At 44.2% G+C, this 24877-nt stretch carries 20 protein-coding genes; 4 read left to right on the top strand and 16 right to left on the bottom strand.

Annotated elements, in window-relative coordinates; translation table 11 throughout:
• Nucleotides 1-2: 2 nt before the first annotated feature.
• The 7 genes from MHB56_RS26505 to MHB56_RS26475 form a co-directional block, all read right to left on the bottom strand.
• Nucleotides 3-923 carry a carbohydrate ABC transporter permease gene (locus tag MHB56_RS26505; protein WP_076105030.1) on the bottom strand — a complete coding sequence of 307 codons (921 nt, stop codon included), beginning with the start codon at nt 921-923 and terminating at the stop codon, nt 3-5.
• A gap of 143 nt (nt 924-1066) precedes the next feature.
• A complete protein-coding gene (locus tag MHB56_RS26500) occupies nt 1067-2404 on the bottom strand; it encodes an extracellular solute-binding protein (RefSeq protein WP_341144196.1) in 1338 nt (445 codons plus the stop codon).
• 121 nt (nt 2405-2525) lie between these two features.
• Complete coding sequence (locus MHB56_RS26495; protein ID WP_341144195.1) at nt 2526-4094, bottom strand: response regulator transcription factor; 1569 nt, start codon at nt 4092-4094, stop codon at nt 2526-2528.
• Entirely contained in the window at nt 4087-5853 is a 1767-nt protein-coding gene (locus MHB56_RS26490; protein WP_076301953.1) for a sensor histidine kinase, read from the bottom strand. The genes MHB56_RS26495 and MHB56_RS26490 overlap by 8 nt, the downstream gene beginning before the upstream one ends.
• A 223-nt stretch (nt 5854-6076) precedes the next feature.
• Complete coding sequence (locus tag MHB56_RS26485) at nt 6077-6871, bottom strand: ABC transporter ATP-binding protein (RefSeq protein ID WP_076280813.1); 795 nt, start codon at nt 6869-6871, stop codon at nt 6077-6079.
• Nucleotides 6864-7787 (bottom strand): ABC transporter permease, encoded by a 924-nt coding sequence (locus tag MHB56_RS26480; RefSeq protein WP_248548090.1) that lies wholly within the window; start codon nt 7785-7787, stop codon nt 6864-6866. Before MHB56_RS26480 ends, MHB56_RS26485 begins: the two co-directional genes overlap by 8 nt.
• Before the next feature lie 62 nt (nt 7788-7849).
• Nucleotides 7850-8920: an ABC transporter substrate-binding protein gene (locus tag MHB56_RS26475; RefSeq protein WP_076125887.1), complete on the bottom strand. Its 1071-nt coding sequence runs from the start codon at nt 8918-8920 to the stop codon at nt 7850-7852.
• A gap of 324 nt (nt 8921-9244) precedes the next feature.
• Here MHB56_RS26475 and MHB56_RS26470 point away from each other — a divergent pair, with 324 nt between their 5' ends.
• Complete coding sequence (locus tag MHB56_RS26470) at nt 9245-10180, top strand: C40 family peptidase (protein ID WP_076189887.1); 936 nt, start codon at nt 9245-9247, stop codon at nt 10178-10180.
• A 90-nt stretch (nt 10181-10270) separates the two neighbouring features.
• On the opposite strand, the gene MHB56_RS26465 is transcribed toward MHB56_RS26470, so the two are convergent.
• Together MHB56_RS26465 and MHB56_RS26460 are read right to left on the bottom strand one after the other, a co-directional pair.
• Nucleotides 10271-12967, bottom strand: a complete 2697-nt coding sequence (locus MHB56_RS26465) for a calcium-translocating P-type ATPase, SERCA-type (protein WP_341144393.1) — start codon at nt 12965-12967, stop codon at nt 10271-10273.
• A 126-nt stretch (nt 12968-13093) separates the two neighbouring features.
• Complete coding sequence (locus MHB56_RS26460) at nt 13094-13507, bottom strand: DUF2500 domain-containing protein (RefSeq protein ID WP_341144194.1); 414 nt, start codon at nt 13505-13507, stop codon at nt 13094-13096.
• Between the two features lie 184 nt (nt 13508-13691).
• On the opposite strand from MHB56_RS26460, the gene MHB56_RS26455 reads away from it, so the two are divergent.
• Together MHB56_RS26455 and MHB56_RS26450 are read left to right on the top strand one after the other, a co-directional pair.
• The gene (locus MHB56_RS26455; RefSeq protein ID WP_339190668.1) at nt 13692-14054 is read left to right on the top strand and encodes a hypothetical protein; all 363 of its coding nucleotides are present in this window, start codon (nt 13692-13694) and stop codon (nt 14052-14054) included.
• Between the two features lie 853 nt (nt 14055-14907).
• Nucleotides 14908-15768, top strand: a complete 861-nt coding sequence (locus tag MHB56_RS26450) for a YitT family protein (RefSeq protein ID WP_076125880.1) — start codon at nt 14908-14910, stop codon at nt 15766-15768.
• Nucleotides 15769-17380: 1612 nt separating this feature from the next.
• Here MHB56_RS26450 and MHB56_RS26445 read toward each other — a convergent pair.
• The 4 genes from MHB56_RS26445 to MHB56_RS26430 form a co-directional block, all read right to left on the bottom strand.
• Entirely contained in the window at nt 17381-17668 is a 288-nt protein-coding gene (locus tag MHB56_RS26445; protein WP_036686212.1) for a stage VI sporulation protein F, read from the bottom strand.
• A gap of 66 nt (nt 17669-17734) precedes the next feature.
• Entirely contained in the window at nt 17735-19786 is a 2052-nt protein-coding gene (gene recG, locus MHB56_RS26440; protein WP_076280818.1) for an ATP-dependent DNA helicase RecG, read from the bottom strand.
• Nucleotides 19787-19795: 9 nt separating this feature from the next.
• The gene (locus tag MHB56_RS26435) at nt 19796-20659 is read right to left on the bottom strand and encodes a DegV family protein (protein WP_076304166.1); all 864 of its coding nucleotides are present in this window, start codon (nt 20657-20659) and stop codon (nt 19796-19798) included.
• A gap of 83 nt (nt 20660-20742) precedes the next feature.
• Nucleotides 20743-22527, bottom strand: a complete 1785-nt coding sequence (locus MHB56_RS26430) for a DAK2 domain-containing protein (RefSeq protein ID WP_341144193.1) — start codon at nt 22525-22527, stop codon at nt 20743-20745.
• A gap of 190 nt (nt 22528-22717) precedes the next feature.
• On the opposite strand from MHB56_RS26430, the gene rpmB reads away from it, so the two are divergent.
• Nucleotides 22718-22906, top strand: a complete 189-nt coding sequence (gene rpmB / locus MHB56_RS26425) for a 50S ribosomal protein L28 (protein WP_036686205.1) — start codon at nt 22718-22720, stop codon at nt 22904-22906.
• A gap of 102 nt (nt 22907-23008) precedes the next feature.
• Here the strand turns inward: rpmB and spoVM are convergent, their stop codons facing one another.
• The 3 genes from spoVM to rsgA all read right to left on the bottom strand — a co-directional run bounded on the left by spoVM (nt 23009) and on the right by rsgA (nt 24842).
• The gene (spoVM, locus tag MHB56_RS26420) at nt 23009-23089 is read right to left on the bottom strand and encodes a stage V sporulation protein SpoVM (RefSeq protein WP_020431362.1); all 81 of its coding nucleotides are present in this window, start codon (nt 23087-23089) and stop codon (nt 23009-23011) included.
• Between the two features lie 177 nt (nt 23090-23266).
• On the bottom strand, nt 23267-23932 hold the full coding sequence (gene rpe / locus MHB56_RS26415) for a ribulose-phosphate 3-epimerase (protein WP_076189881.1): 666 nt from the start codon (nt 23930-23932) through the stop codon (nt 23267-23269).
• Nucleotides 23933-23936: 4 nt separating this feature from the next.
• Nucleotides 23937-24842 (bottom strand): ribosome small subunit-dependent GTPase A, encoded by a 906-nt coding sequence (gene rsgA, locus MHB56_RS26410; protein ID WP_341144192.1) that lies wholly within the window; start codon nt 24840-24842, stop codon nt 23937-23939.
• Nucleotides 24843-24877: the final 35 nt, after the last annotated feature.

Raw genomic sequence — 24877 nt, 5'->3', positions numbered from 1 at the left:
GATTATTTTCCTCCTTCCGACTCGTAGAAGACCCACGATTTGGATGTCTTGAACAAGATTCCGGTCATGATGCCGACAAGCAACAACATTACCCAAGCCATAGCCGAAGCATAACCCATATTATTAAACATAAAGGCCTGACGGAATAAATAGAGAGAATACAACATAGTGCCGTCCATAGGTCCGCCTTCACCTTTAGAGATAATATAAGCTGGAACAAAGGTCATGAATGCGCTGATCGTCTGCATAACTAGATTAAACAGAATCACTGAACTTAAGAGTGGCATAGTAATCTTGAAGAACTTTCTGAAGAATCCGGCTCCATCCACACTAGCTGCCTCATACATTTCACCAGGAATATTTTTAAGACCTGCAAGAAAGATCAACATGGATGAGCCAAACTGCCACACAGATAGAGTTATCAACATGATAAGCGCAGCGTTCGGATTGCCAAACCAACTTACCGGTCCAATTCCGAAAAAGCCAAGCATGCCGTTAATAATTCCAGTATCACTAAAAATATTACGCCACATGATGGAGACCGCCACACTACCACCTATAATAGAAGGTAAATAATAAGTTGTCCGATAGGCTCCTACCATACGTGATTTCGTATTTAGAATCATGGCCACAAATAATGCGAAGGTTAGACGTAAAGGCACACCGATAAATACGTAAAGCAGCGTTACCTTTAGTGAATGCAAATATTTCGGGTCATTTGAGAACATTTTGATGTAATTATCAAATCCAATCCACTTAGGTGGAGCGAATAAATTGTATTTGGTAAAAGAAAGATACAGCGAAATGATCATCGGGATCAGTGTGAAGCAAAGGAAGCCAATGACGAACGGACTGATGAAGGCATATCCTGTAAGGTTGCTTCGTAACCGCCGGCCGGTGAGGTTCTTTTTCTTAACAGCCAATGGATTCGAAGGTAGGGGATTCGTTAATGCCAAGGGTCTCCAACTCCTTTTTATGTGAATAATATGGGAAACGGGATGCCGCCTAGCGAAATGGCACGCCGTTTCCCATGTGAGACGCAGTATAGTTATCTGTTACCCTACGATTAACGGCTGGAGAGAATAGAGTTCGCTTCTTTTCGGAACTGTGCTGCTGCTGCTGCTGGATCGATTTTTCCGAAGTTCATTTGTTCAGCAAGGTCTGTAAGCAGGGCTACAACCTCTGGTGATCCTACCGGTGGACTCATAGGTGAAGTAGTAGGCTCCATATCAGCAACAAACTTAAATACTTGCTTACCGGAATCAGTTAATTGTGTAGCTACAGATTCTTTGATTTTGCTTGAAATCGGTACTCCGCGTTCACCTTTGATCAGGTTGTTAGCTTCCACATCATTAATCCAGAAATTAACGAACTTCGCTGCTTCTTCCTTCACTTTAGAGTTAGAAGTAATTGACCAGTACATACTTGGCTGCATGTAAAGCCCTTTATCCATATCTGGACCAGGCATTTGTGCCAGCTCCATAGGACGATTTACAGCGATTTGCAAAGCAACGTATTGGTTCGACCATTGCCATACACCGATACCTGTCCCTTTAACAATATCCGACTCTTCAATAACCCCTTTATTTTGGCTCAGTTTGTCTTGTGATGGGACCGCTCCATCTTTAATCAAACCAGACAACATTCCGAAAAAGTCAGTGAACAACGCATCGTCCTCATAGCCAAGTGCGGAACCATCATTGTTATAGAGTGCCAGCCCTTTTGTACGCAGATAATAGTTGAAGAACACGTCTGCTGCCATGGAACCGTCCATATACAGTCCAGCCGACTTAGCTTTCGCGGCGATTTCCTTGTATTGATCCCAAGTCCAGTTCTCTGGGATAGAATCAACACCTGCCTTTTTCAGCAATTCTGGATCATATTGAAAACCAAGTACGTTAACCCCTAACGGAATTCCGTATTGCTTCTCACCGATCACTCCAGTACTCAGCACGTTCTCATTCACATCGCCAACTTGAATCTGAGAGTTCAAATAAGGTTTCAAATCTTCGAGCTGTCCGTTAGATCCATATTGATTAATATAGGAAATATCCATTTGAACGATATCAGGAAGTCTATTTGCAGCAGCTTGCGGAGCAAGCTTTTTCCAGTAATCATCAAAGGATGCATATTCAGGCTCAATGGTTACATTCGGATATTTGGCTTCATACATATCAATAACTTGTTGTGTATAAGAATGTCTTGTATCTCCACCCCACCATGCGATACGCAGGGTTACTGGTTCTGCTGAGGTCGTGGCCGCAGGTTTCGTCTCCGAAGGAGTATTTGTAGCGGAATCCGTAGCAGCAGCATTGTTATTGTTGTTACCTCCACCGCAACCAGCTAACATCGACGACAGCAATAATGGTACGGCTAGTAAAGCGAATCTCTTTTTCAATTTCATGTCCCCTTTTCCTATGATAGTGTAAAGGCTCTGATCCCTTTAGGTAGCGCTTTCATTGGTTAAATTTTCTCAAATATTCCGTGATTATTGAATACAAAAAACCGTCTTGTTTGTTCAATAATCAGTTCGCTTGAGGGGGTTTCATGAAATCTGTAGGGGTCTGACCGGTTACTTTTTTAAAAACCTGACTGAAATATTGTGCATTCCCACCGAAGCCGAACATTTCAGCCAGCTCAAATACTCTTACATCCCCACTTCTCAAAATATGCTCCGATGCTTTAGCAATCCGGTAATTGGTTACGTAATTCGAGAATTTCTCTCCGGTAATTTTCTTGAATATTTTGCCTAGATAGTCGGGATTCATATATAACATTTCAGCAGCGACCGAGCTAAGCGACAGCTCTGCATTCTTGTAATCCTCTGCGATAATTTTGAACATTTTGTCTACAATAAGCGATTGCCGGGAACTAAAATGTCGGTCATACATCGCTGTTAAGCGAACCGCTGCCTCTTTGACGTATGCTTTTAAACCTCCCAAGGTTCTAATTTCGGCAAGCTCCGCCAAGCCCGATGTGAAGCTATTTCTTTCATCAGGGACTGCTAAACGAATCATAGCGGAATATAACTGTAAAACATATGAACGCGTCACGTTAATATCTAACCGTTCATCCGCGAGCAAGTTGAATAATCGTTCCAATTCCAGCTCTACCGTATTTTGGTCACCTGCTTTGATTAGTAGACAAATATGCTCTTCATCTAGCTCGATATCATTTCTTCCACTAAGCTCATCACTTGGGATATCACTCCCGGTAATCAAACCGCCCGCCTCCAAATAAAAACGATGGTTCAGGCACTGTAAGGTCTGACGATACAATCTCCGGGAATGAATCATAAGGTCAGCATCACTAATCGCGATTGTCACATCCATTTTATAAAACTTGCAGAATACCTCTCTTACTTCAGCGATACGTTTAAGCAAGGGGCTATTCTGCACCGTATTTCCTTCGTCTTCCAGTAATATTAATAAATGACCCCCTATCGTCGCACTCAGGAGTGTTTCCTGAAGTACGTCCTGGGCAATATTTTGCAGAGCGAACAATTGCTCATATTCGTAAGAACCTTCTAGTCGGAACAGGAGCAAGCGTACCGTTTTGTCATTGAGTTCAATGCCGAATAATTCCTGATAGTACTCTAGATCCTGACTTCCATAAGTTTTGTTAGAGATCCATTCCTTCAAAAATTGTTCTTTCACATGGGGCAATACCTTCTGAAGACGTTGTTTCATGCTATTTACGAATTCGCCCCGGCTCTTCTGTTCATCGAGCTCTGCTACCAGCTCAACCAGTGCATCATGGATCTGATTCTCATTGCACGGCTTTAAAAGATAATGTTTAACCCCGTTCTGCATAGCAATACAAGCATAATCAAAATCCTTATAACCAGTCAGCATAACGAATTTCACGTCTGGAAATCGTTCACTGCATTTTTGCACCAGTCCCAAACCATCTAAACCAGGCATAGAAATATCCGTAATCACTATTTCAGGGTTAAGCTCCTCTATTTTCACCAAAGCCTCAATCCCGTTCCACGCCGTGCCTACAAGCTCTGTTCCCGCTCGTCCCCAGTCCACAACCTGCGATATCCCTTCCAGAATCAAGCGTTCATCATCCACCAGCAGCAGTTTATACATTCTCTAGCACTCCTTTTAAGTAAGGTATACGCACATGTATAGTTGTTCCTTGACCCGGTTTACTTTCTATGGAAGTGCCCCATTCAGGGCCAAAGACGATTTGAATCCTTTCCGCGATGTTAGCTAAGCCGATGCCTTCTCCACGGGTCTTAACTCTTCCCATCTGCAAATCTTTGATAAATTCAGCGCTCATTCCCGGTCCATTATCACTGACTCTGATATCGAGGCCCTGCTCTTCTTCACTAACTGTTATAGAAATGGTACACGGTTCAATATTAGGCTCTAGTGCATAGCGGATAGCATTTTCGATTAAAGGCTGCAAGGTCAGCTTCGGAATCAAAGCGTCATGCAGATGTTCAGGTACATCCATCCGGAAATCAAGCCTCTCATCAAACCGTGTTTTCTGGATAATGACATAATTGCGCACGATAGTGATCTCTTTTTCTAGTGTAATCAGCGGATCCTTTAGACCAATAGAGCTGCGGAACAAGTAACCGAGCGCTTCTACCATTTCTGAGATTTTGGCTTGTTTGTTCATTTTGGCTAACCAGTTGATTGATTCCAGTGTATTGTACAAAAAATGCGGATTAATCTGGGCCTGCAAAGCTTTTAGCTCTGTCTCTCTAATAATCAGCTGCTTCGCATAGTTCTCATCAATAAGCTCTCTGATCCTGCGGATCATCATTTTAAAAGTCCGGTTTAGCTGACTAACCTCGTCCTGCGCAGTCTGTGAAACCACACCTAATGACTGTTCCTCCAGATTGTCCAGATCGCCCTTCTCGATTTGCTTCATTTTTTTGGTCAGCTTAGAGATCGGACGTACAATACTGCGAGCAAGCCTGTAGCCTAAAAGGAGACCAATTAATAAGATTAGTGCGAATATGATGACGACCAGCTTTTTGACAAAAGTAATATGTTTGAACATCTCATTAAATGGAGTGGCATTGATGTAGATCCAATCTATATAAGATGATTTCGTCTTGGTTATAAAATAAGTACCTTCTTGATATTTGGCCGTGCGATATAGCTCCGGACGTTCTGTCTCTTCTTTAAGCTCTTCTGGCAAAAGAATCGGCGCTTCAGGATAGATTGCCTGTCCCGTCGTGGCATCAACTGCGATTAATTGGTCAGTTTCGCTCGTACTATCCGCAATGATTAGATCGATCCGAATACGGATCACGAGTGTACCCAGATCATCCAGCGTAAACGTTGACCCTGTATAAGATTTAATCTGCCGAACCGCCAAAAGTGAATTTCTGTTTCCTTGCGGATACCACACTATACTCCCGCTAGCTTCCGCAGCTAACGGCTTTAACTGATCCTGCAGATCCTGTGATACTCCTTCACGATTGCCCGCAGTCATTACTCCGCCACTCGTATCCATCAGCATCATGGAATAAACGTATTTCTCTGCCCCTGCAAAAGCAACCAGTCTGTTTATGATCTTGTTATGTAGAACTTGTCTTTCATAAGGCTGTGGATCATTCTGCAATTGGCGCAGGCATTCTTGAATTTGCTCATCAGACACCACTGTAAAAGAAAGCTGATCCAATTCTCTTAGGGCATTTTCGATGCTAATGGAGGACATCCCCAGTACCTCAGAAGCCTTTTCATAAATTTGCTTGTCATAGATACGATAAACATATTGCAAAACGGTCAAAGAGAATAAAAAGGAAAGTAGAAGCAAAAAGGAAATTATCAGTATCATTTTGTTGAAAATGCCCGAACTTCTGTAAGCGCTAACATTTTTCCAAATCATCTGCATTCTCCGCTCCCTAAATATGATAATTTTCATTTATTATCACTATAATTCCATTATAAACCATAATGTTCCATTTGGGTAAATTTACGTGAACTAAAAGATAAGGATAGTATAATGGCTCGGCGAAAAAATTCCTATGTAAAAAAGGGCTCGAAATGAAATCCAGAATCAGACTTCACTTCAAGCCCTTATATTGAGCTACCTTCACACCTACAACTGACTAGCCAAGCATCATTCGGTCATCTGCCAATTTATGTCCGCTGATTGTCTCGAATTCTCCGAGCAGCCGTTCTACAGTAAGATCTTTTTTACGTTCCTCATCGATATCCAAAATAATACGGCCCTTATCCATCATGATCAGACGATTGCCAAGACGAATGGCCTGTTCCATGTTATGAGTAACCATTAGGGTGGTTAACTTCATCTCACGGACAATGGACTCTGTAAGTTTAGTAATCAGCTCCGCACGAGAAGGGTCAAGGGCTGCTGTATGTTCATCTAAAAGTAAAATTTGCGGTTGAGTAAAGGTCGCCATTAGCAGACTTAGCGCTTGTCTCTCTCCACCTGACAACAACCCTACTTTTGCCCGCAGGCGATCCTCCAGCCCAATCCCCAGACGGCTTAGCTCATTGCGAAACAAAGCTCTTTTAGCTTTATTTACGCCAAAGGTTAACCCTCTGCTTTTGCCTCTTTTATAAGCCATAGCTAAATTTTCTTCAATCGTCATATGTGGAGCCGTACCCGCCATTGGGTCCTGAAAGACACGGCCAATCCAACGACTCCGTTGAAATTCCGCCAAATGGCTGATTGAATTTCCCTCAATGCTGGCTATACCCAGATCCGGCTTCATGACACCGGAAATAATGTTCATCAACGTAGATTTACCAGCTCCATTACTTCCAATGATGGTGACAAAATCACCGGGAAGAAGCTCCAAGTCAATGCCGAGCAGCGCTATTTTCTCATCGGGTGTTCCGGGATTGAACAGCTTAGATACGTTCTCCAGTTTAAGCATCGATGGTGCCTCCTCTCTTGCTGCTTAGCGCCTGCTCAGCTAATTCAACGGAACGCCTCCGCGCCATATTCTTCTGCTTCAGGAAACGCTGAATCGACGGGAATACAAGAGCGAAAATAACGATAATTGCTGTGATCAGCTTAAGATCCGAAGCTTTCAGCCACGGTACCCGCAAGGCAAGTGCAACTACGATCCGGTAAACTATGGATCCGAGCACAACAGCTAATGTGGCCCGAAATACATTTTTAGCACCGAATATGGCTTCACCGATGATCACCGAAGCTAACCCGATTACAATCATCCCAATACCCATAGAGGAATCCGCAAAAGTAGAATACTGAGTGATTAGCGCCCCCGAGAGCGCCACCATTCCATTGGATAAACTGACGCCAAGAATAGTGGTATTATCCGTGTTTACACCCAGACTGCGGATCATTCTTGCATTATCTCCAGTAGCCCGCAGCGCAAGTCCAAGATCTGTACGCAGGAATAAATCCATTACTATTTTCACAAGAATAACTACAAACGGCAGAACGAGCAGAGGATCAATGGAAGTGAACAAGGTAGTGTCGCCCATTAAAGACCAGTTCGGTTTGCCACCAAATATCCGCAGATTAATGGAATAGAGTGCAATCATCATCAAAATCCCGGATAACAGTCCATTAATCTTGCCTTTCGTATGTAATAGGCCCGTACACATTCCTGCCAGCATTCCACCAGCAATAGCGGCCAGGGTAGCAAGCCATGGTGCATAACCGTTAGTAATCATAACAGCGGCAATGGCACCACCAGTGGTAAAGCTCCCATCTACAGTCAAATCTGGGAAATCAAGAATACGAAAGGTAATGTATACACCTAAAGCCATAAATGCGTAAAGCAGTCCCATTTCAACGGCCCCGAGCATCGAATTTAACATAGATGACTTCCTCCTTCGAGCGGAAAGGGGCGTTCTCACGAAATCGCCCCCTATATAATGGCTTATTGAATAATATTGTTAGCTTGATCGGCAACTTCTGCCTTCATTGCATCAGTCACTTCTATGCCTTGCGCTGCTGCAGATTTCAGGTTAAGAATGAGATCGAGTTTTTCTTGCATGGTTACTTTCATATCAGCTGGCTTTTTACCATTTTTCAAAATATCCACGGCCATTTGACCCACTTGATAGCCATGATCGAAATATTTAAAACCAACGGTGGCGAAAGCTCCCTTTTCAACCGTATCACGGTCACTGGAGAAGAAGGGAATTTTCTTGTCATTAGCTGTTTGAATAATGGTATCCACTGCACTTACGACTGTGTTATCCAAAGTAATGTAGAATGCATCTACACGACCCACAAGTGATTCTGCAGCTTGTTTGACTTCAGAGGTATTCGTGATGGCAGCCTTCACTAGCTCGATTCCATGTTTATCCAACTCTTTTTTAGCAATCTCAGCCATAATTACTGCATTTGGTTCACCTTCATTAATAACGATGCCCAGCTTTTTCACGTTAGGAAATTGGGTAGCTATAAATTGCATTAATCTGTTAATCGCTTCGGGATTGGTGTCCGATACCCCTGATACATTGCCACCTGGATGCTCCAGATCCGTGACAATCTTCGCGTCGAGTGGGTCAGTTACGGCTGCGAATAAAATCGGTGTATCCTTACTTGCTTTGCTGAGTGCTTGAACAATTGATTGAGCGGAAGGCGTTGCAATTGCCAATACCAAATCATTAGAGTCAGCGGCAATCTTTTGAGCAATGGACAAGTTATTCGCTTGATCAGCCTGAGCATTCTCAAGGTCAACCTTCAGGTTCTCACCTTCAACGATTCCTGCATCCTTCAAAGCAGCGAGAATTCCTTCACGTGTAGCATCAAGTGAGGGGTGCTCCACATATTGCGAGATCGCAATTTTGTACGTTTTTGAATCTGCTGCTCCTGCATTCGTAGGGGAATTACCGGAATTCGCTGCATTTCCTGCGTTTCCCGCAGTGTTATTGTTACCACAACCAGCTGCTACGAGCATGAAGCATAAGCTTAATCCCGCCAAAATGTTTCTCTTTTTCATCAAAGTACCCCATTTCATTAGTTTATTAACGCATACATCAAGGTGAGCGACTCAGCATTATCACTTTTATCGATAAAAGCATTAAAGCATAAGCTTACACGTACCTCACATTAATGATAGAAATCTATTAAACCTATATTATATGGAGGTTGTTTATCCGTCAATCACTTATCATATTTCCATAGATTTCAAATTCTGAAGAATATATGACATCAAAACAGGTAATGCTTGGTTGTCTCTTACAGCGATTGCCTTCGTTTCTTTTACATAAAAAAAATCGCCCTGCACAAACTGAATTTACAGTTTGAAGATGGAGCGTGTTAAATGGCTAATAATCACAAAAGACTACTAACCACCGCTACTGTATTGCTTGCTGTCGCTTTAACGAGTTCATCCTGCGGTTATTCATCTCAATCGCAAAAACCTAAGGTTAACGCGCTAACTCCTGATGGAACAAATGCCTCCAGTTATTATGAACAATCTGCAATTACCGACGCTCAGGGAAAGTATTGGATTCCACTTAAGCCTGCGGTTACTTCGCTCGGATATCGGATGAAAGATGATGGTTCTAGTGATGGATACACTAAAATCGGTTATAGCGATGTTATGTATATGCTGCGCCCTGGCTCACCACAGGTATTCTCACTTGGGGAAAAAATCACACTGCCACAAGCCCCTAGACGACAAGAAGGGCAAATCTATATCACCCCTTTAGCCTTGTCCAAATTTCTGCAAACAGAAGTAGGCTGGAATCCCCAGTCGGGTGAGATAAACATTGCTACACCGTCCGAACGTAAGACTATCGAAAAATTATCGACGGTCGAATCCACGAGTGAATCTAAATCTTTACGCATTCAAAGTATTTCTGAAGCGGATAAAAAGGAGTTAGTCGCTTTTGCCAAAAATTTCTTAGGTGTACCCTACGACTTTGGCGCTGGATCTTATGAAGAAACCAAAAAATTTGATTGTTCTTCTTTTACAAAGCATGTTTTCAAAAAATTCGGTGTCAGCTTACCTCGTTTAGCTAAAGATCAAGATAATTTAGGTACTCGTGTAAGTCGAAGCGAACTGGATGTAGGAGATCTTATCTTTTTTACCGTTCCCGGCCGATTTGAAAGTGATGCTATACCTGGTCATGTCGGTATTTACATTGGAGACGGAAAGTTTATCCACACTTGGGGCGAACCCGGAGTTCAGATCAGTGACCTCGACTCGGGTTATTGGAGTAATGTAATCCTCCACATGCAACGTGTTTTATAAGCTTCCCATACTTTAAAAGAAATCATTCAAAAAGCCTGAATCCCTATTGAAGGGATTCAGGCTTTTTGACTACAACTCTTAACCAAATTCTTAATCCCAGCTCTTGCCCCTTCCGCTTATCCGGACAAACAGCTTTACAAGTTCTACTATGACAATAATCGCTACAGCTGCTGCACATACTATTCCCCACTGTATTCCACTTAAATGTGAGACACCAAACCAGTCGTTTAAGCCCGGGATGATGATCACAAGCACAAGCATTAGTATAGAGATCAGCGACGCCCATAACATATACCGATTGCTGAACCAACCGATCTGGAATAGCGATTTTTTATTGGATCTCACGTTAAAAGCATGGGCAATTTGCAGTAATCCTAATGTGGCAAAGGCCATTGTAACCGCAATACCTTCATTGTAATGCGTATGCGCCCATTGGTACACCAATAACGTAAGTGCCGCTTCTATAATCCCTTGATATATAATCCCGATTCCTACGCCGCCAGCAAAAATGCTACTGCTTGCTTTACGCGGCTTCTTCGCCATTACATCCTCACCGGCTTTCTCAAGCCCTAGGGCAAGTGCAGGTAAAGTATCCGTAACGAGATTAATCCACAGGATATGGATCGGCTCTAGAATACGCCAACCAATCATAGTGGCAATAAATAATGTCAGCACTTCCCCAAGGTTAGCGGAGAGAAGGAACTGGATTGCTTTGCGGATATTGCTGTAAACTTTCCGTCCTTCTTCAACGGCAACAACTATAGTCGTAAAGTTATCGTCGGCAAGCACCATATCTGATACACCCTTGGCAACATCCGTTCCGGTTATCCCCATGCCCACACCGATGTCGGATGATTTAAGTGCAGGAGCATCATTTACACCATCTCCGGTCATCGCCACAATTTTTCCTTTTTGCCGCCAAGCCTTAACGATACGCACCTTGTGTTCAGGAGAGACGCGTGCATAAACCGAATAATCGGTAACCTTCTCCGCAAATTCCTCTTCGCTGAATTTATCCAGCTCACTGCCCGTTAATACACCTGATTCATCTTCAATAATCCCTAATCTTTTGGCAATAGCCGCTGCTGTATCACGATGATCCCCTGTAATCATTACAGGTCTTATTCCCGCTTTACGGCAGATGGCTACCGCATCCCGTACTTCCTCACGCGGAGGGTCTATCATACCAACCAAACCAATAAATACTAACTCTATCTCCGTGGTATCTGGTGAAAGATCGGTCGGCAGCTGCTCCTCATCTCGGAAAGCAAACGCCAACACTCGAAGTGCGTCATTTGCGAGCATTTTATTACTCTCCATGATATTCCGCTTATGTTCGTCTTGTAGAGGTACAATTTCTCCATCCACATAAATATGGCTGCATTTAGACAAAAGTACATCTGGTGCACCCTTTGTCAGCACACGATATCGACCATCTTCTACCTCATGAATCGTTGTCATCAGCTTGCGATCAGAGTCAAAAGGCAGCTCATTTTTACGTGGATATTTCTTTTCAAGCTCCCTTTTGTCAGTACCTATACTAAGCGCATAATCGACTAACGCGGTCTCCGTCGGATCGCCGATGATTGCTTTTCCGCTCTTGGTTTGGGGATCCTTGTTTCCAGCTTTTGCTTCAGTTTCACTAGGAGTCTTTCCTTCGTCAATGCTGGAGTCATTACAAAGCGTCATAGCTTGAAGCAATAACTCACCACCAGGAATCCCTTCAAGTCCTGCACTGGAATCAGTGGTCTTTCCGTTGACATGTACTTTTTCGACAGTCATTTTATTTAATGTTAAAGTACCTGTCTTATCGGAGCATATAATCTCTGTACTTCCGAGTGTCTCCACGGCAGGAAGCTTGCGAATGATCGCTTTTCGTCCCGCCATTCGCTGCACACCAAGCGCGAGAATGATCGTAACAATTGCTGGCAGCCCTTCCGGGATAGCCGCTACCGCAAGTGAGATCGAGGTGAGTAGCATATCCATTAGCTCTCTTCCCTCGAAGATCCCAACGGCAAAGATAATCACGCAAACGCCAAGAATAATAAAGGTGAAATATTTCCCTAGTTCATCCAGCTTTTTTTGCAGCGGTGTTACATCATTATCTTCCTCCGAGATAAAACCGGCAATTCTACCGACCTCCGTCTGCATTCCTGTTGTTGTAACGACACCAACCGCCCGGCCATAAGTAACACTGCTGCTCATGTAAGCCATATTGGTGCGGTCACCGATTACAATGTCGCTGCCTTCAAGCACACCGGCCCGCTTTTCTGATGGCAATGATTCTCCTGTAAGCGCGGCTTCCTCCGTCTTTAACGATGCAGCTTCCAAAAGTCTTATATCCGCCGGAACTACATTTCCGGCTTCCAGTAATACGATATCCCCGGGTACGAGGTCTTCACTTTTTATCTCAGTAACCTGACCGGAACGTCTTACTCTGGCATGCGGAGAGGACATGCTTTTAAGCGCATCGAGTGCCTGCTCCGCCTTATTTTCCTGAATAACTCCAAGCACCGCGTTCAGAATGACTACAAGCAAAATAATAATCGTATCCGTCCATTCCCCCAAAACTCCTGACAATACAGCTGCTACTAGCAAAATAAAGATCATTACATTTTTAAATTGTTCGATAAACTTTTCTAATAGCGATTTAGTCTTCGCTTCTTGCAGTACATTCTTCCCATATCGCTCCAGAAGTTTAGCCGCTTCATCGGAAGATAAACCCTCTTTCCGAGTTTCCAGCCTATTCAGCACTTCTTCCTCGCTCAGTGTATGGAAGGGTACCAGCCCTTGCGATTGTGGATTATTTGAATTCAAGACCATAGCCTCCTTCCAGAATTGAGATCTGGTAAAACCTCTCATATGAGTTTTACCCAAAACAGGCATGGTGATTCTTGAATGGTATGTACTTTTTTAGAAATTTAGATGTTCTTTCTTCAAATCGCGATTGAAGCTTTTAAACCTAGTCCCTTGATACAGGAGTTCACCTCGGTCACCTTCTACAATCAGGCCAAAATCCTGATCTCTTACCTGCAACTCTAAACGAGAGCCATCGGCAAACTCAAAGGTAACATAATAACTAGTATTTGCTCTCGATTCACCGGATCCACCCCATACCTCGGTTCGTTTGGTGACCGCTGTGCAGTTTGCTTTTATCAAGGGACTTGCGTTATTGGACATCCAGATTCTCACTGATTTAACAATTATAAAAACGAAAAAGCCAAGAAAAAGCAAAGCAAATAATTTAAAAAACAGTGGCATCTCATGAATGAAACTTCCGAAAAAGCTGCGCTCATCAAAACCTTTAAAATCCTGCCATTCGCTCAAATTTATCCCTCCTGACTGAAACAAGATAATAAAAGTTATCTATGCTGCGAAATACGTCATTTTTCCCGTTCGGTTTCATGTTTTCATCATCTATATATGAATTTTTTTCACAAAACAATTTGGATTCAAAGGAAAAGGTATGGTATGCTTTTTATACTACATACAGTTGGGAGGTGTTATTTCGGTGCAATATATAGCGCATTTATCACTACATTGGTTTCTTCGTATAGTCCTAATTCTGGGAATGATGTTCTCTTTTCCACCTGCCTGGTCTGGAGGATTATTCACTACGGAGCAAGAATCAACGACATCCGAAATTGAACGCTACGAGCGAAAGTTTACACCTCCCGTAAGGATTGCACCTCAAATAACCCCTCAGGTAGGAGCCATCAAAATAACTGAACAGTGGGGAGCGAAGTCACTTGCGGTAATTGCAATACTCCCTGTACTTTCTTTACTGTTCCGTCCAGTGATTTATAAATTCCTGCTTCGACTGCGGCTGTACCTGTTAAAATTCACGTCTCATTTTCTAATTTCACTCCACTAACGAAGTTCACCTCTGCCCTAAATGAATGTCGGCTGAAGGGAATTTAGAACTTCAATTGATAAAAATCTTAGGTTCATGAATTATAGAGATGCGGATTTCCCGGTGGGTATACATGCTCGCATTGCTCATCATCCACTGGAAGAAAGCAAGTATCTTGGCTGAACCATGTTCTGGATATCCGTTCCGGAGCGCTTTTACATTAGTAATATTCGCAGCACTATTCTTGATTGCCGGATTCTCCGAGAGCACTCGTCTAGCAGACAGAAGTTATTGGCGCACTACTAGTGGACTTTTCCTCGCTGAAACCGAACATGTGAGACGAATTGAAAAGCTCGTGATCCTATTTCGTTATTTCTTAGGTGCCATCTTCTTCTTCAGCTTGAGACTGAGGTACATCCGCCTACCTTAGGCGGTGAGGCGCTCTGGTACTCCCTTGCAGCAGTTATCGTTATGCTGATTGGCAACTTCGTTGCAGGCTTGCTGGCCGGACGTAGCGTTGGTCACAGCCTTCATGCTTCATCTATCATTGGATGCCTATAGTCTCACGGGATAAACTTTAAATTGTTATAGCCAATTTGGGTAAAGCAGGCGGAGTGCTGGCTAGTCTTCACTATTTGCAGCCATTTGCAGCCGTTCGCAGCTATTTGCAACTATTTGCAGACATTCCCAGACATTTACGTGCTGATCCTTGTTGTCCTTGGACATTGTCTGACGAAGGAATCTAAATAGATTTATAAAATAATGGATAAAGTATTCAACTTTGAGAAACGACATGATGCACGAATATCCAAAAAATCTGCCATAGCCACTGAAAATGAGTAAGGTCGTTTCCCCTGTTGAAGGAGGAAAAACTATGCAGAACAAAATAAATCAACGTCAACAGCTACAAAGAAGCTCTACCTTCCGAGTTCTCACAGTCATTGCCGGCGCATTGCTTGCTGCTGTAGGATTGGAATTATTTTTAATGCCACATGGCCTTGTTGTCGGCGGGATTACAGGTTTATCCGCATTATTCGCTCATACTACTGAAATGCAGCTTGGATTGTTTCTATTTCTATTCAATCTGCCCTTTATATTTATGTCGCGAAAGCAAGTAAATCTCCGCTTTGCTCTTTACACTGTTTTGGGATTAACCTGCCTAACCATCGCGTCTCTTGCGCTGCATCGTTTTCCTGCTGTGATTAGCGATCCTTTACCTGCCGCAATGGCAGGAGGCATCTGTCTTGGAGTAGGTATTGGAATATCTGTGAGATTCGGCGGTGTAAATAAACAAGCCAGTGACCAGGGGTATTCTCTGCTGAGCGGCGGACCTCCAAAATCAACGGAAGTCGTTATTATGATCCTGAACTGTGCAATTCTGCTTTTTGCAGGAACATTGTTCGGTTGGGAGCAAGCAATGTATTCTATTATTGCCTACCTGCTGGCTTTCGAAGGTGTTCGTATCTCACTACGGGGATTATCCCACTCCCGCACTGCTTGGATTACCAGCAGCCGATGTTTGGACATTCAGCAAGCAATCGCAAGCTCCCTAAACCGAGAAGCTGCGATTGCTGAAGGTTCAGGGCAAGATGGAGAGGTTAGCACGTTGTTTTGTCTGACGAACAGAATGGAAGAAGAGCATCTTCGGGCACTCGTTCTACAGTGTGATTCAGAGAGCCAAATTGTGTTCAGATCAGCCACTAAAGATCATAGACAAACACGCTTACACGAATAAAAAAAGGGAGCGCCCTTAAGCCATGAAAATGGCTGGAACGCTCCCTTCTTTTTGAATTTAGCCTTTGATCGCAACCAATTTTTCTGAGCGAGACCTAATTTCTTGAGCGAAGACTCCTTTTTTTTGTTTGAGACCCAAAACTTCTTGATCGAGGCCTCAAACTTCGCTTAATCTAACATGTTTGCGCGATTGAGGCAGCTATCGGACTTAGGAGACCTTATACGCGAAATAATCCTGAATTTTGGATGCTATCGGACCCATAGCTCCTATTGGCACAAAAAACGCCAACTATGAGCTTATTTCTTATGAATAACTGCACTGGGGTCCGAAACCTTGCTCCAAAGGCGATATATTTGTGAATAACGTCATTGGAGTCCGAATGCCACAGCGGATGATCATGATTCGGCGGTAGCGACTTGCGGATGATCATGATTCGGCGGTAGCGACTTGCGGATGAACAAGATTCGGTAGTACCCTACAGCAGATGAACTTGATTCGGTAGCATCAGACGATGGATAAATATAATTCAGCGGTACCCCACGGCAGATGAATGGAATTCGGTGGCATCGGGCACAGGAGACCTTATACGCGAAATTACCCTGAATTTTGGATGCTATCGGACCCCATAGCTCCTATTGGCACAAAAAACGCCAACTATGAGCTTATTTCTTATGAATAACTGCACTGGGGTCCGAAACCTTGCTCCAAAGGCGATATATTTGTGAATAACGTCATTGGAGTCCGAAAGCCACAGCGGATGATCATGATTCGACGGGATCGACTTGCGGATGAACAAGATTCGGTGGTACCCGACAGCAGATGAAGTTGATACGGTAGCATCAGACTATATATGAACATGAATCGGTAGCATCAGACGATGGATAAACATAATTCAGCGGTACCCCACGGCAGATGAATGGAATTCGGTGGCATCGGACACAGCGGACCTTATACGCGGAATTATCCTGAATTTTGAATGCTATCGGACCGCATAGCTCCAATTGGCACAAAAAACACCAACTACGAGTCTATTTCTTATGAATAACTGCACTGGAGTCCGAAACCTTGCTCCAAAGGCGATATATTTGTAAATAACGTCATTGGAGTCCGAATACCTCAGCGGATGAACATAATTCGGCGGGATCGACTTGCGGATGAACATGATTCGGGGTCAGCGGACGGTGGATGAACTTGATTCGGCGGGATCGGACAGTGGATGAACATGATTCGGCGACATCTTACGGCGGGTGAATGTGATTCGGGGTATCGGACGGCGGATGACTATGATTCGGTGGTATTAGACGTAGGATGGATATAATTCGGCGGGATCGGATAGCGGATGATCATGATTCGGCGGGATCGGACGATAGATGAACATGATTCGGTGGCATCAAACGATGGATGAACATCATTCAGCGGTACCGGACGACGAATGACCACGATTCGGTGGCATCGGTTGTCAAGAATAGAAACGTATTGCAGCTTGCCGTAACTGCGACCAAAAACGCAAAGCAGCGATCCTCCAGTAATAGGAGGATCGCTGCTTGCAGACTGTCACATACGATGAAAAAACCATCTATGGACAACCCCTACTTTTCATTTAATCCGCTACTTAACGGAACATTCCCCACAAGCGGATCAAATGAAAGGTGTTGTTCGGATCGATTTTCTGCGCGATGATAAACTTTACAATTTGTTCTTCCTGTGTCGAGGTCAATTTCTCGTTCAATACACCTGACGCTTTTCGTACCAATCTGCGAACAACCGCAGGATCCTGCAGCTCCTGTTTCGAGATGCCCTCAATCATACTTTTGATACGATCCTTCACAGTCGAGTTTTTCATCTTCAGCTTGATGCGATCCACCAACTGAGGGCTAATTCCGAATTGTTGATAACCCAAGTGTAGCACCTCCCGTCATATCCAATCTTTCACAGTATATGAGCCTTCGGTGCTACATGTGCCTAGTTAGTCAATTAATTCTCCTTGGAAGATCTGTTCACTCTGTAAATAATGCCGAAGAGCTGCATATTCAGGTGATGTCCAAAAGGCTTCATCCTTAAGCAGCTCAGCAACATCATCCCGCGCCTGCTCGAGAATTTCAAAGTCAGCCGTCATATCTGCCAGCCGAAACTCCGGTAATCCACTCTGCTTTGTCCCAAAAAAGTCCCCCGGACCACGCAGCTCCAAATCCCTTCGGGAAATCTCAAATCCGTCATCCGTATCGGTCATGGCAGTCATTCGCTCACGTCCGATTTCAGATTTTGGATCAGCTACCAACACACAAAAAGAGGCATGCTGCCCTCTTCCTACCCGTCCACGCAGCTGGTGCAGCTGTGACAGGCCAAAACGATCCGCATCCATAATGATCATCAATGTAGCATTAGGAACGTCTACACCCACCTCCACCACCGTAGTGGACACAAGCAGCTGCAGCTCATTGTTATAAAACGCCCGCATCACTTCATCTTTTTCAGCGGGAGTCATTTTACCATGTAAAAGCCCAACTTTATAGCTAGGGAAAGCTTGGCTCATCTGAATATGCAAATCAATAGCATTCTGCACATCCAGCTTCTCTGACTCTTCAATAAGCGGACAGATCAGATAAGCTTGACGACCGAGATCAATTTCACGCTTAATCAAATTCAGCACACGATCCATAAGATCATGCTTTACCCAGTAACTAGTTATTGGCACCCGGCCTTTCGGCCTCTCAGATAAAGTGGATACATCCATATCTCCAAAAACAGAGATAGCAAGCGTACGAGGAATAGGCGTCGCCGTCATCGTCAGTACATCCGGATTATATCCTTTACGCCGCAATACACCACGCTGATTCACACCAAAACGATGCTGCTCGTCAGTTACTACAAGACCCAGATCACGGAAAAATACATCCTCCTGAATCAAAGCATGTGTTCCTACCACGATATCAAGCATCCCCATTTGCAACGAGGCCAATAATTCTTTACGTTTTCGGCCAGTCACACTGCCCGTAAGGAGTCCTACAGTAATCCCGAACGGCTCAAACATTCTGGTAAGTGAACGCATATGCTGCTCTGCTAAAATCTCTGTAGGCACCATAAGCGCACCTTGAAAACCAGATCTTACCGTAGCAAAAAGCGCCACTGCCGCAAGCACTGTTTTACCCGAGCCAACATCTCCTTGCAGCAGACGATTCATGCAATATGGTGAACGCAGATCATGTAAAATCTCCAGCTCTACACGTTTCTGTGCATCTGTAAGCTCAAAAGGCAGACTGCGAACGAACTGGCGTACCGTCGCGTTATCCACTGTGTGGACTACCCCATCCATCCGCCCGCGGTTCAGAACCCTGAACGCTTGCATCTTCAACTGGAACAGGAATAGTTCCTCATACACCATCCTACGGCGCCCCTGCTGCCCTTCACGAGTGTCCTCAGGCCTATGAATAGTGGCAATGGCCCGTTTACGCGGCATGAAGTCATATTCCCTCATAATAGAATGCGGTAAAATTTCTGGAATCAGATCCCCGTACTGCTGAAGTCCCTGATTAATAACCTTCCTGATCCATGACTGCGTGATCTTACCACCTACTGAATAGACCGGCTGCAGTGTTCCCGTCTTCCCTTCACCACGATCCGGAAATTCATAATCAGTCACTGTAATCTGATTGCGCTTCTGATCCCATTTTCCGGTCAGCACAATTTCCCGTCCCACAGTGAGTTGCTCTCTTACGTAATGGCGGTTAAACCAGGTTGCTGTGAACATCCAGGGCTCTGCAACCATCTTACAGCTGAGACGTGACTTGCCGCCAAAGCGCTGCAGCACAGGGATACCGATCACTTTTGCCTCAACGGTCACTTTATCCCCGTGTTTAGTCTCGCTAAGCGAGCGGGGCCGATAATCCTCGTAGCGGAACGGATAATACTCTAATAAATCCTTTACTGTAAAGACGCCAAAGGCGTGAAGCTCGCTTTGCTTTTGAGCACTCACGCCAGTTATGTTTTTTACTTCAATTTGATTTAATGCCAGTGTCATATTTATCCCTCATTTTGCAGGCCAAATGAACACAGCTAATGTACCGTTACCGACATGGCTGCCCACGACAGGGCCGACGTTCGTCAGCACTTTTTCTTCCAAGGTGAAGTGTCCTGCAAGCTCATTCAGGAACTCCTCGCCGGAAGCCGGTTCAGCCGTATGACCCACGGCCACATTGATTTTGTTTACACCCTGCAGATCCCGCTTGAACAGTTCAATCATACGGGCGACAGCCTTCTTACGGCCTCTAACTTTCTCCACCGCATAAATAATTCCTTCTGCATCAATGGACAGGATCGGCTTAATATTCAGAAGTGTCCCCAGAATAGCGGAGGCTTTCCCAATTCTCCCGCCTTTTTGTAAATATTCAAGTGTATCTACTAAGAAGTAAAGCTTACGCGATTGACGTAGGCTTTCTACAGCCTCAAGTATCTCTTCAGGTCCTTTGCCCTCAGCAGACATTCTGGCAGCTTCCACTACCATAAATCCAAAACCATAAGAAGCGGAGAGAGAATCCACAACAGTGATTCCTTCTCCCTCTTCCTCCAGCATCGATTTAGCCAGCAATGCAGATTGATAAGTCCCGCTCAGTCCAGAAGAAATATGAAAGGAAAGGATAGAACAGCCCGGGTTACGCTCCAGAATACTGCGGTACACATTCATATATTCAACCGGTGAGGGTTGAGAAGTAGTCGGCAGCTGTGAGGTACGGGGAAGACGCTCATAGAACTGCTCCGGAGTCATATCCAGATTGTCCCTAAAAGCCTCTTCGCCGAACATTAAGGTCAACGGTACTACCTCAATTCCGTACGTTTCCGCCATTGTTGGCGGGATATCTGAAGTGCTGTCGGTGACGATAATGGTACGATTCATGGATTTTCTCCCCCAAGCTATAATTTTGCCAACTACGCAATAGCAAATTTCTACTCCATTGTTAAAGAACCATTAATTCCTACCTATGGCTCTACAGAGAACAGATAATAATACAGGGGTTGGCCACCCTCATGAATCTCAACTTCCACATTCGGATAAGTCTCTTCCAGCCACTCACTCAAAGAATCAGTAGCCTCGGATTCTGTTTCTGCACCAATAAGGATCGTGACGATTTCGTCGCCATTCTCCAGCATGTTGGATAACAGCGCCTGACTTGCAGCCAAAAGATCATCCGCCGCAGCAACAATTTTAGAATTAGAAATCCCAATAAATTGGCCCGATTTAATCTCCAGCCCATCAAAGCTTGTATCACGCACAGCGTTCGTTACTTGTCCGGATTTCACATGAGAGATTGCTTCCAGCATATTCTCAGAATTAGTCTCCACAGCATCTTCCTCTTGGAACGCAAAAGCTGCTGCTATTCCCTGTGGAATACTTTTACTTGGAATCACCGTAATCTCACGTTCGCCTTCTAGAAGATCTTTAGCTTGTTGAGCGGCAAGAACAATGTTCGAGTTATTCGGCAAAATATAAACATGCTTCGCAGATATAGAAGAAATCGCGTTCACGAAATCCTCCGTGCTAGGATTCATTGTTTGACCACCAGCAAGGACTACGTCCACTCCAAGGCTTTTGAAAATATCAGCAATACCTGCGCCAGAAGATACCGCAATGAAGCCGTAAGGTGCCAAATCATCAGCTGGTGGCTCAGCAGGAGACATTTGCACTGCACTCTTCTCATTCGGCATATCAGCGAACACATCAGGCATCGGTGCAATATCCATACCCGCAGTCAGCAGGTCACGATGCTGCTCTCGCATATTAAGAATATGAATCTGCGTGATCTCCCCATAAAGAAGAGCCAAGTTCATCACTTCACCCGGAGCCTTAGAGTGCACATGCACTTTAATCGTCTCATCATCCGAAATTACAATAATGGAATCGCCATTAACTGACAACGCTTTCCTAAAAGCTTCCTCATCAAAATTAGTTCTCACGTTAACGCCTAACTGGCGATTAATGAAAAACTCCATATCATATAGAAATTCTATATCTTCAGTAGATAGCTGTGACTGTGCAGAAGACTGTACAGAAAACAGTTCATTTTCAGGTTTCGTTAACATGGGTTTAGGCGCTGGTGCAACGGGTGTGTGGGTTTGTCCTTGCACAGATTCAGACAGACCGGTACTTCCGTTCGTCAGATGCTGGTGAAACCCTTCATAAATGTAGACCAAACCTTGACCGCCAGAATCTACAACACCGACTTGCTTCAATACAGGTAATTGCTCAGGCGTATAAGCTAAGGCTTCTTTTGCTTTGGCTAATACCTCTGTCATCAGCTCCACAACGTCAGTAGTACGGCGGGCATAATAAACAGCATGTCTTGCAGCCTCTTTAGCTACAGTAAGAATAGTTCCCTCTACAGGTTTTACAACTGCTTTATACGCAGCGTCCACTCCGGTTTGCAGCGCAGCAGCGAACTGCTGTGTATTAAGCTCATCATGTTGAGCCGCATACCTGCTAAACCCTCTGAATAACTGGGACAAAATAACGCCGGAATTCCCGCGAGCTCCCATTAATAAGCCCTTGGAGAGTACACCTGCACATTGGCCCACAGAAGTGGTGTTATTTTTCTTTAATTCATTCGCACCTGCGGTCATCGTCAAATTCATGTTTGTACCGGTATCTCCGTCTGGGACCGGAAAAACATTTAGGGAATTGACGTGTTCTGCATGCTGTTGCAGCTTATCCGCTCCAGCCAATACCATAGCGGTAAAATCTGTTCCGTTTATAGAACGCTTACTCAATTGAGAATTCCCCTTCCTAACTTCATGCCTAATCATTCTATGATTAACAGGACATAATGCACTAATTTACATTGTACTATAAGTATTAAAAGAAATAAATGTTTTTGAATCGGTTGACGTAGCAAAATTTGCTGTGATATTATAGATAAGTATTGTTTATGCAGGTGTTAGGAATAAGGAGGTGTAATCTATGTCCCGCAAATGTGCAGTAACAGGCAAGAAACCGAGCAGCGGCAACCACGTGTCTCACGCTAATAACCGCAACCGTCGTTCTTGGGGAGTTAACGTTCAGAAGGTCCGTATCCTCGTGAACGGTAAACCAAAACGCGTGTACGTCAGCACCCGTGCTTTGAAAGCCGGTAAAGTTGAACGCGTTTAGTCTTTAGCAATTTTTAAGACCGAACGATAACTTATATGAAGCAAAAAGCACCCTTTACATTTGTAAGGTGCTTTTTTTCATGTTTTCTTTTCTGTTAGAGGCTTAACTCTTCTGAAATGTGTTCAATATTGCTTTAACAAAACCTCCCAAAAACCTTGGCAGCTTAAACGTGTAAAATTTCATGATTTACCCTCCCATCAATTCATGCCGTACGCAGGAGACTTTCCTCTTGTCAATAACGGAAACGAACTGCAGTCCTCCCTGCCAAAACAAAAAAAGGCTACATGAGATTTCTGCTCATGTAACCATATTTATGCACCGAGGACTTGGCCTATACCTCTAGTCTCAATCGCCTATTTTTTAACACAGTGCTGATTCGGCTGCTTCTCGAATTCCTTGGATCGCCGCAGCACGATCACTCCGGCCAAAAACTGCATTCCCCGCTACCAAAACATCGGCTCCAGCTGCCACAACCAATGGTGCTGTATCTTCCGATACTCCACCATCTACTTCGATCAATAAATCTGGATTCACTTCATTCGCCCATTCTCGAATTTGAGTGATTTTGCGCAAAGTGTTAGGAATGAATGCTTGACCACCAAAGCCTGGATTAACGGTCATCACCAGAATCATATCCACATCCTCCAGCACCTCACGCACCGCTGATGCCGGAGTACCCGGATTAATTGCTACACTTGCCTTCAGCCCCAGTTCCTTGATCTGATGAACCACACGATGCAAATGAACGCATGCCTCAGCGTGAACGGTGATCACACTTGCACCAGCTGCAGCAAAATCAGGGATATAACGTTCTGGTGATTCAATCATCAAGTGAACATCAAGTGGCAGCTTGGTATGTAACGATACAGCTTTTACAATAGGTGGACCCAACGTGATATTCGGCACAAAATGACCGTCCATTACATCCACATGTATCCAATCTCCACCACTGGCTTCCGCCTCTGCAACTTCTGGACCTAAACGCGCGAAATCCGCCGACAATAAAGATGGTGCTATTCGTATCATGATGTTAGTACCTCCGCTTTTTATCTTTCATTTCATTAAAAAACAGTTTGTAATGATCATAACGACTATCCGCAATTTTCCCTGCTTTCCAAGCCTCTATTACACGGCAGTCTGGTTCATGCTGATGACTGCAGCCCCGGAACTTACAATCGGATGCGTATTGAGCAAATTCACGAAAACAAGTGGACAGCTCTTCTACACCAAGCTCCAAGAAATCAAGCTGACTAAAACCTGGGGTATCTGCAACAAAACCTCCACCACCAATATCCATCAGCTCCACATGACGGGTCGTATGACGACCACGTCCCAATCGTAAACTGATCTCTCCAGTCTCCAGTTTAAGCCCTGGAACAATACGATTCAATAAGGTGGACTTACCAACCCCGGATTGACCCGCAAATACGCTGATGCCTCCAGTAAGCCTTTGTCTTAGCTCATCGCTTCCGGCACCAGTAAGTGAACTTGTGACCATCACTTCATATCCGATATCCTCATAAAGTTCTTTAACATAACGGGTAGCTTCACCATCATCATCCGCCAAATCCTGTTTAGTCAGAACAATTAGGGGTTCCAGACCCGAATGCTCAATATGAACTAGAAACTTGTCCAACAGATTCAGGTTCATATCGGGCTCCCGAACGGAGAATAAAAGCACTGCGAGCTTAACATTCGCTACAGGTGGACGAATCAGTTCAGATTCTCTAGGTAGAAGTTCATCCACCATTCCTTCTCCATTCTCAGTAAGGATATAAATAACCCGATCTCCAACTAGCGGAGCGATCCCTTTTTTCTTGAGAATTCCTCGGCCTCTGCATTGAACAGAATGCTCTTCAGTCGCAATTAATCCTTCGCGGAGCGGTTTCACATAATAATAACCGCTTAACGCCTTAACAATTATTCCTTCAGGCATACATAGTGAGCCTTCCTCTCCTGATTTTGCGAAAA

Origin of the sequence: Paenibacillus sp. FSL H8-0315, from assembly GCF_038005365.1 — a bacterium.
GTDB lineage: Bacteria > Bacillota > Bacilli > Paenibacillales > Paenibacillaceae > Paenibacillus_AQ > Paenibacillus_AQ odorifer.
The sequence above is the reverse complement of the archived record's forward strand: the minus strand, read 5'-3'. Positions and strand labels throughout refer to the sequence as shown.

What these genes read in the sequence shown, in the direction of transcription:
- rpe (WP_076189881.1), bottom strand. Translation starts at nt 23,932, where the DNA reads ATGATACGAATAGCACCATCTTTATTGTCGGCGGATTTCGCGCGTTTA.
- MHB56_RS26485 (WP_076280813.1), bottom strand. Translation starts at nt 6,871, where the DNA reads ATGCTTAAACTGGAGAACGTATCTAAGCTGTTCAATCCCGGAACACCC.
- rsgA (WP_341144192.1), bottom strand. Translation starts at nt 24,842, where the DNA reads ATGCCTGAAGGAATAATTGTTAAGGCGTTAAGCGGTTATTATTATGTG.
- spoVM (WP_020431362.1), bottom strand. Translation starts at nt 23,089, where the DNA reads ATGAAATTTTACACGTTTAAGCTGCCAAGGTTTTTGGGAGGTTTTGTT.
- MHB56_RS26480 (WP_248548090.1), bottom strand. Translation starts at nt 7,787, where the DNA reads ATGTTAAATTCGATGCTCGGGGCCGTTGAAATGGGACTGCTTTACGCA.
- MHB56_RS26495 (WP_341144195.1), bottom strand. Translation starts at nt 4,094, where the DNA reads ATGTATAAACTGCTGCTGGTGGATGATGAACGCTTGATTCTGGAAGGG.
- MHB56_RS26435 (WP_076304166.1), bottom strand. Translation starts at nt 20,659, where the DNA reads ATGAATCGTACCATTATCGTCACCGACAGCACTTCAGATATCCCGCCA.
- MHB56_RS26450 (WP_076125880.1), top strand. Translation starts at nt 14,908, where the DNA reads ATGCAGAACAAAATAAATCAACGTCAACAGCTACAAAGAAGCTCTACC.
- MHB56_RS26475 (WP_076125887.1), bottom strand. Translation starts at nt 8,920, where the DNA reads ATGAAAAAGAGAAACATTTTGGCGGGATTAAGCTTATGCTTCATGCTC.
- MHB56_RS26470 (WP_076189887.1), top strand. Translation starts at nt 9,245, where the DNA reads ATGGCTAATAATCACAAAAGACTACTAACCACCGCTACTGTATTGCTT.
- rpmB (WP_036686205.1), top strand. Translation starts at nt 22,718, where the DNA reads ATGTCCCGCAAATGTGCAGTAACAGGCAAGAAACCGAGCAGCGGCAAC.
- MHB56_RS26500 (WP_341144196.1), bottom strand. Translation starts at nt 2,404, where the DNA reads ATGAAATTGAAAAAGAGATTCGCTTTACTAGCCGTACCATTATTGCTG.
- recG (WP_076280818.1), bottom strand. Translation starts at nt 19,786, where the DNA reads ATGACACTGGCATTAAATCAAATTGAAGTAAAAAACATAACTGGCGTG.
- MHB56_RS26490 (WP_076301953.1), bottom strand. Translation starts at nt 5,853, where the DNA reads ATGATTTGGAAAAATGTTAGCGCTTACAGAAGTTCGGGCATTTTCAAC.